This is a genomic window from Oceanicola granulosus HTCC2516, from assembly GCF_000153305.1.
Taxonomy (GTDB): domain Bacteria; phylum Pseudomonadota; class Alphaproteobacteria; order Rhodobacterales; family Rhodobacteraceae; genus Oceanicola; species Oceanicola granulosus.
In genome coordinates, this window is record NZ_CH724107.1 from 1,069,697 (window position 1) to 1,085,699 (window position 16,003).

At 73.7% G+C, this 16,003-nt stretch carries 13 protein-coding genes; 6 read left to right on the forward strand and 7 right to left on the reverse strand.

Going from position 1 to position 16,003, the window contains the following annotated elements; genetic code table 11:
- Positions 1-602, reverse strand: a 602-nt coding sequence (locus tag OG2516_RS20375; protein WP_007254551.1) for a hypothetical protein, incomplete at its 3' end; no start/stop codon positions are given.
- 200 nt (positions 603-802) lie between these two features.
- Here OG2516_RS20375 and OG2516_RS05060 point away from each other — a divergent pair.
- Positions 803-1,216 carry a hypothetical protein gene (locus OG2516_RS05060; RefSeq protein ID WP_007254552.1) on the forward strand — a complete coding sequence of 138 codons (414 nt, stop codon included), beginning with the start codon at positions 803-805 and terminating at the stop codon, positions 1,214-1,216.
- 51 nt (positions 1,217-1,267) lie between these two features.
- On the forward strand, positions 1,268-1,996 hold the full coding sequence (locus OG2516_RS05065) for a fused DSP-PTPase phosphatase/NAD kinase-like protein (RefSeq protein WP_007254553.1): 729 nt from the start codon (positions 1,268-1,270) through the stop codon (positions 1,994-1,996).
- Here the strand turns inward: OG2516_RS05065 and OG2516_RS05070 are convergent.
- Positions 1,920-3,326 (reverse strand): MATE family efflux transporter, encoded by a 1,407-nt coding sequence (locus OG2516_RS05070; protein WP_007254554.1) that lies wholly within the window; start codon positions 3,324-3,326, stop codon positions 1,920-1,922. The genes OG2516_RS05065 and OG2516_RS05070 overlap by 77 nt on opposite strands.
- A gap of 227 nt (positions 3,327-3,553) precedes the next feature.
- On the opposite strand from OG2516_RS05070, the gene OG2516_RS05075 reads away from it, so the two are divergent.
- The 3 genes from OG2516_RS05075 (at position 3,554) to OG2516_RS05085 (ending at position 7,120) form a co-directional block, all read left to right on the forward strand.
- Positions 3,554-4,813 carry a lytic murein transglycosylase gene (locus OG2516_RS05075; protein ID WP_007254555.1) on the forward strand — a complete coding sequence of 420 codons (1,260 nt, stop codon included), beginning with the start codon at positions 3,554-3,556 and terminating at the stop codon, positions 4,811-4,813.
- A 129-nt stretch (positions 4,814-4,942) separates the two neighbouring features.
- Positions 4,943-6,766 carry an aminopeptidase P family protein gene (locus OG2516_RS05080; RefSeq protein WP_007254556.1) on the forward strand — a complete coding sequence of 608 codons (1,824 nt, stop codon included), beginning with the start codon at positions 4,943-4,945 and terminating at the stop codon, positions 6,764-6,766.
- 12 nt (positions 6,767-6,778) lie between these two features.
- A complete protein-coding gene (locus OG2516_RS05085; protein WP_007254557.1) occupies positions 6,779-7,120 on the forward strand; it encodes a DUF427 domain-containing protein in 342 nt (113 codons plus the stop codon).
- Between the two features lie 93 nt (positions 7,121-7,213).
- Here OG2516_RS05085 and OG2516_RS05090 read toward each other — a convergent pair whose 3' ends face one another.
- A complete protein-coding gene (locus OG2516_RS05090; protein WP_007254558.1) occupies positions 7,214-8,902 on the reverse strand; it encodes a chloride channel protein in 1,689 nt (562 codons plus the stop codon).
- Positions 8,903-8,965: 63 nt separating this feature from the next.
- On the opposite strand from OG2516_RS05090, the gene OG2516_RS05095 reads away from it, so the two are divergent.
- The gene (locus tag OG2516_RS05095; RefSeq protein ID WP_007254559.1) at positions 8,966-10,363 is read left to right on the forward strand and encodes an FAD-binding oxidoreductase; all 1,398 of its coding nucleotides are present in this window, start codon (positions 8,966-8,968) and stop codon (positions 10,361-10,363) included.
- On the opposite strand, the gene recN is transcribed toward OG2516_RS05095, so the two are convergent.
- The 4 genes from recN to ftsZ form a co-directional block, all read right to left on the reverse strand.
- Positions 10,350-11,996 (reverse strand): DNA repair protein RecN, encoded by a 1,647-nt coding sequence (gene recN / locus OG2516_RS05100; RefSeq protein ID WP_007254560.1) that lies wholly within the window; start codon positions 11,994-11,996, stop codon positions 10,350-10,352. The genes OG2516_RS05095 and recN overlap by 14 nt on opposite strands.
- 35 nt (positions 11,997-12,031) lie before the next feature.
- Positions 12,032-12,886 carry an outer membrane protein assembly factor BamD gene (locus OG2516_RS05105; RefSeq protein ID WP_007254561.1) on the reverse strand — a complete coding sequence of 285 codons (855 nt, stop codon included), beginning with the start codon at positions 12,884-12,886 and terminating at the stop codon, positions 12,032-12,034.
- 147 nt (positions 12,887-13,033) lie between these two features.
- A complete protein-coding gene (gene lpxC, locus OG2516_RS05110) occupies positions 13,034-13,948 on the reverse strand; it encodes a UDP-3-O-acyl-N-acetylglucosamine deacetylase (RefSeq protein WP_007254562.1) in 915 nt (304 codons plus the stop codon).
- A gap of 387 nt (positions 13,949-14,335) precedes the next feature.
- Entirely contained in the window at positions 14,336-15,997 is a 1,662-nt protein-coding gene (ftsZ, locus tag OG2516_RS05115) for a cell division protein FtsZ (protein ID WP_040614980.1), read from the reverse strand.
- Between the last annotated feature and the right edge of the window lie 6 nt (positions 15,998-16,003).

The following is a 16,003-nucleotide window of genomic DNA, read 5'->3' on the forward strand; positions in this document are numbered from 1 at the left end:
TTGCCGCCGCCGGTGCTGCGCAGCGTCACACCGACCGGCCGGGCGATCAACGCCTCCAGCTCGCGCATCCGCGCGATCATGTCGGCCTCGTGGCGCGGCACCCGGTGGGCATGGCCGTGGCCACGGGGCGCGGTCGCGGCGGCCTGCCGTTCGAGCTGGTCGAACAGCCAGTCGGCGGCGGCCCGCGTGGTCAGCTCCTGCGGCATCCGCTCGAAGCGCTCGGGGCGCAGCTTCGGCCGGAGCGAAGTGAAGACGAGAGTCCGCGCCGGCGCCACGACCACCGGCTCGACGATCACCGGCGCCACCAGAACCGGGGCGGTGGTGACGGTCGTGACCGTCTCGGGCACCTGCACAGGCGTCGCGACGACCGGATCCATCTCCGACTTCAGCGCGCCCTCCGCGGCGGGCTCGTCGAGCACCGCGACCGCGCAGGCCGGCACGGCGCCGACGTCGCCAACGCAATCGGGCGCCGCCACCGCGGCCGGCCCGTCGGCGCGGGCGAAGGTGGTGAAGCCGAAGCTGGCGAGGCCGGCGACGGCGAGCGTGGCGCCGGCGAGGGCAGACGCCAGCGGCGGGCGGAGGGAGGGGGGCAGCAGGGACATGCAGAGCTCCTTCGGGCACGAGGGCCGCGCGAGGAAGGCGGCCGGTTCTGGTGACAGCACGGGGGCTGATCCTTGGCCGCCATCTTGCCCCTCCCCTGCCGCGCTATCCAATAGCGGGGGCCCCGATAGCCCATAGCGCAAGCCCTTTCGGCCCCCGCCGCCCTCCGCTACCCTTCCCCCGAACCGGCAAGAGGATCCCCATGGGCTCGGAGCTTCCCGACTACTACTTCCGCATCCGCGACAACGGCGCGATGGTGTTCCGCGTCGACACCGACAACCGCCACCGGCGCATCGAGATGGACCAGATCGCGGTGGTCAACATCAGGAAGGGCGAGATCAAGCCGCAGGGCGAGCGCAGCCTCTCGGAGGCCGACATCGCCGAGATCGAGCGCTGGATGGCCGCGCGACGCGACCTGCTCGCCCGGCGCGAGGTCGACGACATCCTGCGCGCCGTCGACCACCTCAACACCACCACCCAGTGGGCCCAGTCCACCGCCACCGAGGAGCAGCTCGACAGCGTCACCGACCACCTGCTGCTGGCGATGCACGACCTGCGCACGGTGCTGGTGCGCAAGAAGGCCGACCGGCTGCTCAAGGGGCGCCGGGACGGCTGAGCCGCCGCGCGCCCTTGCAAAGCCGCGGCGGGCGGGCCACATCACCACCGCATGTTCCGCCGCCTCCTCTCCCGCCTCGAAGACGCCGAGCGCCGCTGGCGCCGCGGCTTCGGCCGCGACATCACCGACCCGCGCGAGCGGCGGCGCTCCACGTGGCACTACAACTGGCTCGACCACGCCCACCTGCGCCGCGTCTGGACCAACCAGGTGGAGATCGCCCCCGGCGTCTGGCGCTCCAACCAGCCGACCTTCCGGCGGCTCAGGGAGCTGCGCGACCGGCACGGCGTCCACACGATCCTCAATCTGCGCGGCGAGGACGTGTTCGCCCACTACCTGTTCCTGCGCGAGGAATGCGCCGCGCTCGGGCTGCGGCTGGTCGACGTCAAGCTCAACGCGACCACCGCCCCGACCCGTGAACGGCTCGTCGAGCTGCTCGAGGCGTTCGACCGGGTGGAGCGGCCGTTCCTGATGCACTGCAAGAGCGGCGCCGACCGCACCGGCCTCGCCGCCGCGCTGTGGATGATGCTCAAGGAGGGCCAGAGCCTCGAGCAGGCGCGCGACCAGCTCCACCGCCGCCACTGGCACTACCGCAACGGTCCGGCCGGGGTGATCGACGAGATCCTCGACCTCTACGAGGCGCGCAACACCCGCGCGCCCGTCGCGATCGATACCTGGATCCGCACCGAGTACACCAAGGAGGCCGTCAAGGCCGCGTTCGAGGCGCGGCGGGCGGCGGCGAGAGGCGGCCGGAGCCGCGCCAGAACCGCGCCGAAAGCATGATCGCCGCCGCGCCGAGCCCGATCGTCATGCCGGCCCAGACCCCGATGCCGCCGAAGCCGAAGGTGAAGCCGAGCAGGTAGCCCGCCGGCAGCCCGAGGCCCCAGTAGCTCACCGCCGCGATCAGCAGCGGCACGGCGGTGTCCTGCACCCCGCGCAGCAGCCCGATCGTCATCACCTGCGCCGCGTCCACCACCTGGAACAGCGCCGCGATCGCCAGCAGCACCACGCCGAAGGCGAGGATCTCGGCGCGCATCGGATCGTCCGGCCCCACGAACAGCGCCACCAGCGGGCCGGGCACGGCGAGGAACAGCACCATCGTCAGCAGCGCCATCGCCGCCGACAGCGCCAGCGCGGCGACACCCCCGGTGCGCAGCGCCACCTCGTCGCGCCGCCCGAAGGCGCGCCCGGCCCGCACCGTCGCCGCCTGGCTGAGGCCGAGATGGACGACGAAGGTCATCGAGCTCAGCTGCATCGCGATCCCGTGCGCCGCCAGCGGCACCTCGCCGATCCAGCCCATCATCACCGCCGACACCGTGAACAGCGTCGCCTCCGCCACCGCCGTCACCCCCATCGGCAGGCCGAGCCGGAACACCCGCGCCAGCACCTGCCCGTCGACCTTCCACAGCCGGGTGAACAGCGCGTATTCCGGCGTCTTGCGCATCACGTAGAGCACCAGCACAGCGAACCCGGCGAGCTGCAGGATCAGCGACGCCAGCGCCGCGCCGCGGATACCGAGCTCGGGCGCGCCGAGATTGCCGAAGATCAGCACCCAGTTCAGCCCCGCGTTCAGCACCGCCGCCCCGACCGTCACCCACAGGATCACCCGGGTCCGCTCGAGCACCGACAGGAACGAGCGCAGCGCCATCACGAACAGCGCGGGAAACATCGTCAGCCCGTGGATGCGCAGGTAATCCTGCGCCAGCTGCGCGATCTCCGGCTCCTGTCCGGCGGCTCGGAACAGCGGCCCCGACCACCAGAAGACCGGGTAGACCAGCGCCGCGCTCAGCACCGACAGCCACAGCCCCATCCGCGTCGTGCGCCGGACCAGCACCGTGTCGTCGCGCTCGAGCGCCTCCGCCGCGAGCGGCGCCACCGCCCAGCCGAAGCCGGCGGCGAGCAGGAAGATCAGGATCCACAGCCCCACCGCCAGCGTCACGGCGGCGAGCGCGGTGACGTCGTACCAGCCGAGCATGATCGTATCGACCGAGCTGATCGCCACCTGCGCGACGTTGCTGCCCACCAGGGGCATGCCGAGCACCAGCAGCGCCCGCCCGTGGCCGGTGACGCTCGTCGGCCCCGGGGGCCGGAGAGGGGTGCTCGTCGCGCTCATCCTCCGGCTCTACTCCCGCTCTCTGCGCCGGTCCAGCCCGCCCGCACCGCGCGCGCGCCCCGATCTCTGTCCGGCAAGTATCCGCGGGGGTCCGGGGGCCGCCAGCCCCCGGCGGCACGGGCCCCCCGCACCGCCCCCTCCGCCCTCTCGCGGGCCGCTGTCCGGATTTCCGCCCATGGCGCGGGCCCCCTCTTGCGGGCGCCGCGGCGCAGCGCGACGATGCGCCCATGAGCCCGATCCGCACCCCTTCCCGCCGCACCGTCACCCTCGGCCTCGCCGCCGCGCTGCTGTCCGCCTGCGGCGGCCGCCCCGCGCGCCTCGCCGCCGGCCCCGCCGACACCGCGCCCGACCCGGCGCTGCTGCCCCAGCCCAACCCGGGCTGGGACGCCTGGGTCGCCGCCTTCCGCGGCCGCGCCGCCGCGCGCGGCATCAGCGCCGCCACGCTCGACACCGCCTTCGCCGACGCCGGCTTCCTGCCCGGCGTGATCGAGCGCGACCGCAACCAGACCGAGTTCACCCGCACCCTCGAGGACTACCTCGCCATCGCCGCCAGCGACGAGCGCCTCGCGCTGGGCCGCGCCGCCTTCGCGCGCCACCGGGGGGCGCTGTCGGCCATCGAAGCGCGCTACGGCGTCCCGGCGCACGTGGTGGCGGCGGTCTGGGGCCTCGAGAGCCGCTACGGCACCCGGATGGGCGACATCCCCGTCGTCTCGGCCACCTCGACCCTCGCCTACGAGGGCCGCCGCGGCGCCTTCTTCGAGGCGCAGCTGATGGCGGCACTGCGCATCCTGCAGAGCGGCGACACGGTGCCCTCCAACATGACCGGCAGCTGGGCCGGCGCGATGGGGCATACCCAGTTCATCCCCACCACCTACGAGGCCTTCGCCGTCGACTTCACCGGCGACGGGCGGCGCGACATCTGGTCGGACGACCCGAGCGACGCCCTCGCCTCGACGGCCAACCACTTCGCCGACCACGGCTGGCGTCAGGGCCAGCCCTGGGGCATGGAGGTGGTGCTGCCCGCCGGCCTCGACGCCGGGCTGCTCGGCCGCGGCAAGACCCGTGCGATCTCCGACTGGAACGCCCGCGGCGTGCGCACCCCCGCCGGCCAGCCGATCCCCGACTACGGCTCCGCCGCGATCCTCGTGCCCCAGGCCGGCGGCCCGGCCTTCATGGCGTTCCGCAACTTCGAGGTCATCGCGCGCTACAACAACGCGGTCAGCTACGTCATCGGCGTCGGCCACCTCTCCGACCGCCTCGCCGGCGGCCCGCCGCTCTCGGGCAGCTTCCCGCCCGACGCCGCCGGCCTCACCATCGCCGACCGCAAGGCGCTGCAGGCCGGCCTCAACCGCGCCGGCTTCGACGCCGGCACCCCCGACGGGGTCATCGGCTCCGGCACCCGCGCCGCCATCGAGGCCTACCAGTCCGCCAACGGCCTCCCCGTCACCGGCACCGCCTCGCGCGAGCTTCTCGGCCGCCTGCGCTGACGGTGTCGGGGGGGCGGGTGCGCACGCCCCCGCCCCGCCCGCCGCCCCGCCGCGTCGCCACCGCCCCCGGACCTTGCGCCCCGCGGCGCTTCCCGCCATCACGGGCGGGCGAACCGAGGGGAGACGACCATGTTCCAGAGCTTCGACGCGACGAGCCGGCCCGAGCAGGGGCCGCCGCGGCTGGCGGCGCTGCGCGAGGTGATGGCGGCGGACGGGCTGGACGGCTTCCTCGTGCCGCGGGCGGACGCGCACCAGGGCGAGAACGTGGCGCCGTGCGACGAGCGGCTGGCGTGGCTCACCGGCTTCACCGGCTCGGCCGGCTTCGCGGCCGTTCTCGCCGACGAGGCGGGGCTGTTCGTCGACGGGCGCTACCGGCTGCAGGTGCGCGAGCAGGCGGCGGACGTCTTCACCCCGGTCGACCGCTACGAGGTGCAACTGGGCGACTGGCTCGCCGAGCGGCTGTCGCTCGACGCGCGCGTCGGGTTCGACCCGTGGCTGCACACCGTCGGGCAGGTCGCCGCCCTGCGCGAGCGGCTCGACGAGGCCGGCATCCTGCTCGCCCCGTGCGACAACCTCGTCGACCGGCTCTGGGACGACCGCCCGCCGCCGCCCGACCGGCCCTTCCGCGCCCACGACACCGCGCTCGCCGGCGAGAGCGCGGCCGACAAGCGCGCGCGGCTCGCGGCCGAGCTGCGCGAGGCGGGGCAGCGGGCGGCGCTGCTGACGCTGCCCGACAGCATCGCCTGGCTGCTCAACATCCGCGGCGCCGATGTCGCCCGCACCCCCGTGCCGCGCGCCTTCGCGCTGCTGCGCGACGACGGCAGCGTCGAGCTGTTCTGCGGCCCCGGCCAGGCCGATCCGGTGGCCGACCACCTCGGCCCCGACGTCGCCGTGCTGCCCCGCGACGGGCTGCGCGCGGCGCTGAGCGAGACCGAGGGGCCGGTGCGGCTCGATCCGGCGAGCGCGCCGCAGGTGCTGGCGGACACCCTTGCCGAGGCCGACGTCGAGGTCGTCCACGGCGACGATCCCTGCCTGCTGCCGAAGGCCAGGAAGACCGACGCCGAACTCGCGGGGATGCGCGAGGCGCACCTGCGCGACGGGGCCGCCATGTGCCGCTTCCTGGCCTGGCTCGACGCCACCGCGCCCGACGGCGGGCTGACGGAGATCGCCGTCGTCACCGCCCTCGAGAGCTTCCGGCGCGAGACGAACGCGCTGCAGGACATCAGCTTCGAGACGATCTGCGGCGCGGGTCCAAACGGGGCGATCGTGCATTACCGCGTCACCGAGGCGACGGACCGGCCGGTGCAGCCGGGCGAGCTGCTGCTCGTCGACAGCGGCGGGCAGTACCTCGACGGCACCACCGACATCACCCGCACGGTGATCGTCGGCACGCCCGAGCCGGAGCAGCGCGCCTGCTTCACCCGCGTTCTGCAGGGCATGATCGCGGTCTCGCGCGCCCGCTTTCCCAAGGGCGTCGCCGGGGCACATCTCGACGTGCTCGCGCGCACGCCGCTGTGGCTCGCGGGGCTCGACTACGATCACGGCACCGGCCACGGCGTGGGCGCCTACCTCGGGGTGCACGAGGGGCCGCAGGCCCTGTCGCGGCGCTCCGGCGTGCCGCTCGAGCCGGGGATGATCCTGTCCAACGAGCCGGGCTACTACCGCGCCGACGCCTTCGGCATCCGCATCGAGAACCTGCTCGCGGTGCGCGAGGCGCCGCCGATCGAGGGCGGCGACGCGCGGGTCATGTACGACTTCGAGACCCTCACCTGGGTGCCGATCGACCGACGGCTGATCGACGGCGCGCTGCTGTCACGGCCCGAGAGGGACTGGATCGATGCCTACCACGCCGCTACGTTCACCCGCATCGCGCCCCGGCTCGAGGGCGCGGCGCTGGCATGGCTCGAACAGGCCTGCGCGCCCCTGCCCCGCCCCGGCGGAACCGACAGCTGAAGGAGGGCCTGCATGGCCGACCACATCACGATCCGTCCCGCCGAAGGCACCTGGGTGGTGCGCGCCGGCGGCGCGGTGCTCGGCGAGAGCGACCGGGCGCTCGAGCTCAGCGAGGGCGACTACCCGCCGGTGATCTACTTCCCGCGCGAGGACATCGCGATGACCTTCCTCGACGCCTCCGAGACCCGCTCCTCCTGCCCCTGGAAGGGCGAGGCCAGCTACTACTCGATCCAGTCCAAGAGCCAGACCATCGCCGACGCGGCGTGGTCCTACGAGGCGCCGAAGGACGAGGTGGCGCAGATCGCGGGGCACCTCGCCTTCTACCCGGGCAAAGTGGCGGTGGAGCAGGTCTGAGCGCTCCCCCGGCGGCGCGCCCGGGACGCCTGTCGGGCCAGCCTCCGGCGGGGATATTTGCAAGACAGAGGCGGGCGCGCGCCGCGCGGGCGGTCAGCTGTGCTCTTCGGCGGCGAGCGCGGCGAGGGCGCGGTTGTGGACGCGCAGCGCGTCGACCTGGAACAGGGCGCCGCGCAGCTCGGGGGGCTGGTCGGCGCCGGTGAGGCTGACCACCGGCAGGAAGGCCGGGTTGGTCTTCTCGAACAGCGGCATGGCCTGTTCGAGCGTGGCGGAGATGTCGAGGTAGGTGCCGGCCTCGATCATCTCCCAGCAGGCCGCCTCGGGGGCGGCGCGCGGGGCGTCCCGGGGGCGCATCACCGAGGCGACGTCGAAGGTGGCGAGCAGGTAGGCCTGGGGGCCGGCGGCGAGCTGCACCCCGCGCCGCTGCAGCTGGGTGAGGAAGAAGGAGCGCGCCACGAGGCGGCTCGCGACGGCGGTCGAGGTGGAGACGGAGACCATCACCGCGAGGCCCGTCTGCCAGTCGCCGGTCAGTTCGAAGACGATCAGCGTCGTCGAGATCGGCGCCCCGAGCACCGCCGCCGCCACAGCGCCCATCCCCGCCAGCGCGTAGAGCGTCGCCGCGCCCGACAGCTCGGGCAGCAGGCCCGTCGAGACGATGCCGAAGGCCAGCCCCGTCAGCGCGCCGACCATCAGCGAGGGCGAGAACATCCCGCCGCCCATGCGCCCGCCCACGGTGATCGCCACCGCGACGATCTTGATCGCCACGAAAACCACCGCCTGGAAGAACAGAAGCTCGCCGGTCAGCGCCCGCGAGGTGGTCTCGTAGCCGACGCCGATGATGTGGGGGAAGGCGATGGCGATCAGCCCGAGCAGCAGCCCCGCCGCCGCCGGGCGCGCCCAGTTGGGCGTGCCGGAGCGGATCTGCAGGGCGGTGAACAGGTCCTCCATCCAGAACACCGTGCGCATCAGGATCACCGCGACGATGCCGCAGAGCAGGCCGAGGAGCAGGAACGCCGGCAGCTCGGCATAGAAGGCGAGCGCGTTCTGGTTGGGCAGGACGAACTCGGTGACGCCGCCGTAGACCAGCCGGTTGATGACGGTGCCCGCCGCCGAGGCGATGACGATGGGCGCGAGCGAGTGCACCGCGAAATGGCGCAGCACCACCTCGAGCGCGAACAGCGCGCCGGCGATGGGGGCGTTGAAGCTCGCCGACACCGCCCCGGCCACGGCGCAGCCGAGCAGGTCGCGCCCGGTGATGCCGTCGGCGCGGATCGCCTTGGCGATGTAGGTCGAGACCACCGAGGCCAGGTGCACCACCGGCCCTTCCCGCCCCGTCGAGCCGCCGGTGGAGAGCGTCAGGAACGAGGCCACCGCCGAGGCGAGGCCCGCCTTCACCTCGACCCGGCCGTCGTTCAGCGCCGCGCCCTCGATGACGTCGCCCACCGTGCGCACCCGCGGCCCCTCGCCCCAGCGCTGCATGATGAGCCCGACCGCCAGCCCGCCGAGCACCGGCACCGCGACGATCCACCACCAGGGCAGGCTGGAGGCGAAGGAGTGGAGCCGGGTGATGTCGTCGGTGCCGTAGAGCGCCGCCTGCAGCGCCTCGATGCCGAAGCGGAACAGCAGCGCCGCCAGCCCCGCCGCGATCCCGACCACCAGCCCGATCACCCAGAACTGCGCCCGCGACGGCCCCCGGCTGCGCACCAGCGCCCAGGCGTCGGTGATCACCGTCAGGGCGTCGCGCAGGGCGACGGCCAGTATCGATGGGCGTTGCTCGGCCATCCCGCTCCGGTCTTCCGCTCGCCCGGCGGCCGCGCTAGGACGAGGGCCCGACAGGAGGCCGCCATGTCCGTCACCGCCGCACTCGACGCGTTGTCCGCACTCCTAGGGGATCGCCTGAGCCGGGCCAAGGCCGATCTGGACGCGCATGGCCGCTCGGAATCCCACTTCCCGACGACGCCGCCCGATGCCGTCGCCTATCCCGAGAGCACCGACGAGGTCGCGGCGCTGGTGCGGATCTGCGCCGCCGCGCGCTGCCCGGTGATCGGCTGGGGCGCGGGCACGTCGCTCGAGGGGCACGCGCTGGCGGTGCGGGGCGGGGTCGCGGTGGACTTCTCGCGGATGGCGGCGCTGCTCGAGGTGGCGCCCGAGGACATGGTGGCGCGGGTGCAGCCGGGGATGACCCGCGAGGCGCTCAACACCGAGCTGCGCGCGACGGGGCTGTTCTTCCCCGTCGATCCCGGCGCGAACGCCTCGCTGGGCGGCATGGCCTCGACCCGCGCCTCGGGCACCACCGCCGTGCGCTACGGCACCATGCGCGACAACGTCGCCGCGCTCGAGGTGGTGACGGCGTCGGGCGAGGTGATCCGTACCGGCACCCGGGCGCGCAAGTCGTCGGCGGGCTACGACCTGACCGGCCTGTTCGTCGGCGCGGAGGGGACGCTCGGGCTGATCACCGAGCTGACGCTGCGCCTGCAGGGCCAGCCCGAGGCGATCTCGGCGGCGGTCTGCGCCTTTGCCGACATCGGCGCGGCGGTCGACGCGGTGGTGGAGACGATGCAGAGCGGCGTGCCGATGGCGCGCATCGAGTTCCTCGACGCCGCCTCCGTCGCCGCCGTCAACGCCCATGCCAAGGCCGACTTCCCGCGCACCCCGCACCTGTTCGTCGAGTTTCACGGCAGCGAGGCCGGCGTCGCCGAGCAGGCCGCGCGCTTCGCCGAGATCGCCGCGGAGCACGGCGCGCGGGGCCTCGAGCGGGCGCACCGGCCCGAGGAGCGCAACCGGCTCTGGCAGATGCGCCACCACGCCTACTGGGCGATCCTCGCCTCGCGCCCCGGCGCGCGCGCCATCGTCACCGACGTCTGCGTCCCGCTCTCGCGCCTCGCCGAGGCCGTCGCGGCGACGCAGGCCGACATCGACGCCGCGGGCCTCGCCGCGCCGATCCTCGGCCACGTGGGCGACGGCAACTTCCACGCGATCCTGCTGCTCGACGGCTCCGACGCCGAGCGCCGCGCCGCCGAGCGGGTGAGCCGGGCCATGGTGGAGCGCGCGCTGGAGATCGGCGGCACGGCCACGGGCGAGCACGGGATCGGGATCGGCAAGCTCGGCTACATGGAAGCCGAGCACGGCGCGGCGGGCTGGGGGATGATGGGCGCGCTGAAGGCCGCGCTCGATCCGCACGACATCATGAACCCCGGCAAGCTCGTCCCGCCCCGCCAGGCCGGGCGGCCTAATCCGCGATAAGCGCCCGGGCGGCGTCGCGGGCGGCGTCGGTGAGGGTGTCGCCCGAGAGCATCCGGGCGATCTCGTCGACCCGCGCCTCGGCGTCGAGGGGGACGACCGTCGAGGTGGTCTCGTCGGCGCCCTGGCGCTTCTCGACGCGCCAATGGTGGCCGCCGAGGGCGGCGACCTGGGGCGAGTGGGTGACGACGAGGACCTGCCCGTCGTCGGCGAGGCGCGCGAGGCGGCGGCCGACGGCGGCGGCGGTGGCGCCGCCGACACCGCGGTCGATCTCGTCGAAGATCATCGTCACGCCCTCGGCTTCGCGGCTGAGGCAGACCTTCAGGGCCAGCAGGAAGCGCGACAGCTCGCCGCCCGAGGCGATGCGGTTGAGCGCGCCGGCGGGAGCGCCGGGGTTGGTGGCGACGAGGAAGCTCACCGCGTCGCGCCCCTCTGGGCCGGGTTCGGCCTCGCCGAGCGCGACCGTGAAGACGGCGCGCTCCATCTTCAGCGGCGCGAGCTCGCCCGCCATCGCCGCCTCGAGCCGGCGCGCGGCCTCCTGGCGGGCGGCGGTGAGCGCGGCGGCGGCGGCGTCGTAGGCCTCGGCGGCGGCGGCGGCCTCCTTCTCGAGCCGGGCGAGGTCGCCCTCGGAGCTGTCGAGCCGGTCGAGGCGGACGCGCAGCTCGGCGGCGAACCCGCCGAGCTGGTCGGGCAGGACGTCGTGCTTCCTCGCCAGCCCGCGCAGGGCGAATAGCCGCTCCTCGACCGCCTCGAGCGCGTGCGCGTCGAAGGCGAGCGCCTCGAGGCAGTCGGCGACCCCCTGCTCGGCCTCGCCGAGCGCGTCCATGGCGCGCGACAGCGCCTCGAGCGGCGCGTCGAGGCGGCCCTCGGCGCCGGCGCTGGCGCCGTCGAGCCAGCGGATCGCGTCGCCGAGCAGGCCCTCGGCGCCCTCGTTGGAGAGCGCGGCGTGGGCGCGGGCGATGTCGGTGCGGATGCGCTCGGCGGACTGCATCAGCCGGCGCTGGCTGTCGAGCGCCTCCTCCTCGCCGGGCTCGGGGCCGAGCTTGTCGAGCTCGCCGACGGCGTGGCGCAGGTACTCCTCCTCCGCCCGCAGCGCCCCCGCGGCCTCGCGCGCGGCGTCGAGCGCGCCCCGCGCCTGCCGCCAGTCGCGCCACGCGGCGCGCACCGGGGCGAGGTCGGCCCCGGCGAAGGCGTCGAGCAGGGTGCGGTGGCCGCGCGGGTTGAGCAGGCCCCGGTCGTCGTGCTGGCCGTGCAGCTCGACCAGCACGTCCGACAGCCGCCGCAGCAGCTCGCCGGTGGCGCGGGTGCCGTTGACCCAGGCCGTCTTGCGCCCGTCGCGGCTGTTGACCCGGCGCAGGATCAGCTCGCCGTCCTCGGCGGCGATGCCGGCCTCCGCCAGCACCGCCTCGGCGGGATGGCCGGCGGGCAGGTCGAACAGCGCCGTCACCTCGCCCTGCTCCGCCCCGGCGCGCACCAGCTCGGCGCGTCCGCGCCAGCCGAGCACGAAGCCGAGCGCGTCGAGCAGGATCGACTTGCCGGCCCCGGTCTCGCCGGTCAGCACGTTGAGGCCGGGCTGGAAGTCGAGCTCCAGCCGGTCGATGATCAGCATGTCCCGGATGTCGAGGTTGCGCAGCATGTCAGGTCACGTCCGGGCGGGCCGGACCGTCCTCCTCAGAGCCACTCGCCCCGGACCACCTGCCGATAGATCGAGGACAACCAGCTGTCGCCCGCGGCGCGCATCTCGAGCCCCTGCCCCGTCAGCAGCGCGAAGCTCTCCTGGTACCACTCCGTCGAGCGGTAATTGTGCCCCAGGATCGCGCCGGCGGTCTGGGCCTCGTCGGTGAGGCCGAGCGACAGGTAGGCCTCGACCAGCCGGTGCAGGGCCTCGGCGGTGTGGGCGGTGGTCTGGAAATCCTCGACCACCACGCGGAAGCGGTTCACGGCGGCGGCGAAGTGGTCGCGCTTGAGGTAGAAGCGGCCGACCTCCATCTCCTTCGCGGCGAGGTGGTCGAAGGCGAGGTCGAACTTGGGGATGGCGGCGCGGGCATACTCGCTGTCGGGGTAGACCTCGATCACCGTGCGCAGCGCCTGCAGCGCCTGGAACGTCAGGCCCTGGTCCCGGCCGATCTCGTCGATCTGGTCGTAGTAGGACAGCGCCAGCAGGTACTGGGCGTAGGCGGCGTCGGGGTCGGCGGGGTAGAAGTCGATGAAGCGCTGCGCGGCGGCGCGGGCGTTAGGGTAGTCGCGGTCCTGGTGGTAGGCGGCGGCCTGCATGATGAGGGCGCGCTTGGCGAACTCGGAATAGGGATAGAGCCGCTCGATCTCGCCGAAGTAGAAGGCGGCGTCGTCGGCCTGCCCGCGCGCCAGCTCGTACTCGCCGCGCTCGAAGATCTCGGCGGCGCTGTAGGCGTCGAGCGCGCCGGGCTGCTTGGGATCGAAGATGCCGCAGGAGGCCACCGCAGCCAGCGCGAGGCCGCACAGGAGGGCGCGCGCGCGCCGGGATCCGCTTGCGATACCGCCTGTCATCCCCGTCCTCTTTCCTGCTCTTGTCCGTGCTCTTCCCGCTCCGGCAACGCCCGGAGAGCGGCCGGTGCCCTCAGTCTAGCATAGAAGGATTCGGGGCAAAACGTGCTTTTCGCTCGCGGCCCGATCACACGCGCGCGGGCGTGGCGCTCAGGCGACCGCGTGGAGATCGGCGTGGCTCAGGCCGCTGCCGGGCAGCCGCGCGTCGATGTTGGCGTCGCAGGGCACCCAGGTCCAGGCGGCGGGATCGGCGAAGAGCGCGCGCAGCAGCCGGTTGGTCAGCGTATGGCCGGCGCGGATGCCGGTGTAGCGGCCGAGGATCGGCGCGCCGGCGAGCGCGAGGTCGCCGAGGGCGTCGAGCATCTTGTGGCGCACCGCCTCGTCGGCATGGCGCAGCCCGCCGGGGGTGAGGACGCGGGCGCCGTCGACGACGACGGCGTTCTCGAGGCTGCCGCCGAGGGCGAGGCCGTTGCTGTGCATCGCGTCGATGTCGTCGTTGCGGCAGAAGGTACGGCTGTCGCAGAGCTCGCGCACGAAGGCGCCGTTGGCCATGTTCAGCACCTTGTGCTGGCGGCCGATGGCCGGGTCGGCGAAGTCGATCTCGAAGTCGATCTGCAGCGACGTGGCCGGCGACAGGCGCGCCAGCGCGTCGCCGCGGCGGACCTCGACCGGGCGCAGGATGCGGATCGCGCGCTGCGTGTCGCGCTGCGCGGTGAGGCCGGCGGCGAGGATGCCCCTGACGAAAGGCGCGGCCGAGCCGTCGGCGATCGGCGCTTCGGGCCCGTCGAGGACGACGCGGGCGTTGGCGACGCCGCAGCCGGCAAGCGCCGCCATGACATGCTCGACAGTGGCCACGTCGGCGCCCTCGGGCGCGACGATGCGGGTCATCAGCGGCGACTGCTCGACGAGATCCCAGCGGGCGGGAACGCGCGCCGCGCCGAGATCACCACGCACGAAGACGATGCCGTGGTTGGCGGGGGCCGGGAACAGGCCCATGTGGACCGGGCGGCCCGTGTGCAGGCCGACGCCTTCGAACCAGACGGGTTTGGTCAGTGTCGCTTGCACGGCGGAGATCCTGTCGGACGAATGAGTGATCGCGCTGTTAACGCTTCGTTGACGGGGAGGTAGTTGCCTCGCCCCTGCCCCTCAACTCACTCTTTGCAACGCTTTGCAACATCGACGCCGCAGCGCGGCAATAACGCCACCCTCCGGCGCAGGTCGTCGGTCAAGCTGCTAATATGTCTAGCTAATTCTCAGGTGCCCGCCCGCTGCGTGGCGGCATGCACTTCCGTGATCCGGCTCCGGCACTTGCCAGGCGCAGCGGACCGCGCCGGGTGGCGGACATGATTGGGGGCCGGCTCTTGGGGGAAAGCCGGCCCCGTGACGACCACCTGGGGGGGTCGTGTCGCGGCCCGTGCCTGAAGCGGGCCGCGGTGGCGCTGCGCTGCCGGCCTAGTTGGCCTGGCGGCGCAGGAAAGCGGGTATTTCTATCCGCTCCTGCTCGGGGTCTGCTTCGTTTTCCGGCTCCTGGTGGATCGGCGTGACCTGCGGCCGGCGCTGCTGGGGGGCGGCGGCGGCTTGTTGCTGCTGCGGCTGCTCGGCATGGCCGGTCATCCGGTTGATCAGCGAGTTCAGCCCGAAGCGGGGCTTCTCCTCTTCCTCCTCGGCGCGGCGCTCGGCGCTCGGCGCGGCGGGACGGCTGCCCGGCGCGCGGGCGACCGCGGCCTGCAGGCGCGACATCGCCTCGGGCGAGGGCTTGCTGCCGCCGGTGGCGCGCGGCGCCACGAAGGCTTCCGGCTCGGCCTCGACGCTGGGCGTCGGGCGCGGGCGGTAGGCCGGGGGCGGCAGTGCACCGGTGTCCTCGTCGTCGAAGACGTTCTCGTCGTGGCCGTGACCCTGATGGCCGTCGTCGTCGAACAGGCCGGGCTCCTGCTGCTGGGCGTAGGCCTCGGGCTGCGGCGCCGGCTGGGGTGCGGGCGGGGCCGGGCGCGGCGCGGGAGCCGGTGCGGCGGCGCGGGCCTGCGGAGCCGGGGCGGCCGGGCGCGGCTGCGGCGCGGGGGCCGGCTCGGCCTGGGTCTCGGCGCTGACCTGCTGGCGCAGCGGGGCCGACATCGAGCGGCGCGGCAGCGGCACGTCGTCGGTCTTCTCGGCGGCGTCGATGCCGGTGGCGACCACGGAGACCCGCATCCGGCCTTCCATCTCGGTGTCGAGGGTGGAGCCGACGATGATGTTGGCCTCGCCGTCGACCTTCTCGCGGATCTGGTTGGCCGCCTCGTCGAGCTCGAACAGGGTGAGGTCGTAGCCGCCGGTGATGTTGATCAGCACGCCCTTGGCGCCGTGCAGGCTGATCTCGTCGAGCAGCGGGTTGGCGATCGCCTTCTCGGCGGCCTGGATGGCGCGGTTGTCGCCCTCGGCCTCGCCGGTGCCCATCATCGCCTTGCCCATCTCGTCCATCACCGCGCGGACGTCGGCGAAGTCGAGGTTGATCAGGCCGGGCCGCACCATCAGGTCGGTGACACCCTTGACGCCCTGGTAGAGCACGTCGTCGGCGAGCGCGAAGGCCTCGGTGAAGGTGGTGTTCTCGTTGGCCAGCCGGAACAGGTTCTGGTTGGGGATGATGATCAGCGTGTCGACGACCTTCTGCAGCGCCTCGACCCCGTCCTCGGCCTGCTTCATCCGCTTGCCGCCCTCGAACTGGAACGGCTTGGTGACGACGCCGACGGTGAGCACGCCGAGCTCGCGCGCGGCCTGGGCGATGATCGGCGCGGCGCCGGTGCCGGTGCCGCCGCCCATGCCGGCGGTGATGAAGCACATGTGGGCGCCGGCGAGGTGGTCGACGATCTGCTCGATGCTCTCCTCGGCCGCCGCGGCGCCGACGGTGGCGCGGGCGCCCGCGCCGAGACCTTCGGTGACCTTCACGCCCATCTGGATCTTGGCGGAGGAGCGGGACTGCGCAAGCGCCTGGGCATCGGTGTTGGCGACGACGAATTCCACGCCGTCCAGCTGCTTCTCGATCATGTTATTGACCGCGTTGCCGCCGGCGCCGCCCACCCCGAAGACGGTGATGCGGGGTTTCAGCTCCTCATGCCCGGGCATGGAAAGATTCAATGTCATGTCTGT

Coding starts and splice junctions, on each gene's coding strand:
- OG2516_RS05080 (WP_007254556.1), top strand. CDS start 4,943: ATGTTCCAGAGCTTCGACGCGACGAGCCGGCCCGAGCAGGGGCCGCCG.
- OG2516_RS05095 (WP_007254559.1), top strand. CDS start 8,966: ATGTCCGTCACCGCCGCACTCGACGCGTTGTCCGCACTCCTAGGGGAT.
- OG2516_RS05090 (WP_007254558.1), bottom strand. CDS start 8,902: ATGGCCGAGCAACGCCCATCGATACTGGCCGTCGCCCTGCGCGACGCC.
- OG2516_RS05075 (WP_007254555.1), top strand. CDS start 3,554: ATGAGCCCGATCCGCACCCCTTCCCGCCGCACCGTCACCCTCGGCCTC.
- OG2516_RS05085 (WP_007254557.1), top strand. CDS start 6,779: ATGGCCGACCACATCACGATCCGTCCCGCCGAAGGCACCTGGGTGGTG.
- OG2516_RS05065 (WP_007254553.1), top strand. CDS start 1,268: ATGTTCCGCCGCCTCCTCTCCCGCCTCGAAGACGCCGAGCGCCGCTGG.
- recN (WP_007254560.1), bottom strand. CDS start 11,996: ATGCTGCGCAACCTCGACATCCGGGACATGCTGATCATCGACCGGCTG.
- ftsZ (WP_040614980.1), bottom strand. CDS start 15,997: ATGACATTGAATCTTTCCATGCCCGGGCATGAGGAGCTGAAACCCCGC.
- OG2516_RS05060 (WP_007254552.1), top strand. CDS start 803: ATGGGCTCGGAGCTTCCCGACTACTACTTCCGCATCCGCGACAACGGC.
- OG2516_RS05105 (WP_007254561.1), bottom strand. CDS start 12,886: ATGACAGGCGGTATCGCAAGCGGATCCCGGCGCGCGCGCGCCCTCCTG.
- OG2516_RS05070 (WP_007254554.1), bottom strand. CDS start 3,326: ATGAGCGCGACGAGCACCCCTCTCCGGCCCCCGGGGCCGACGAGCGTC.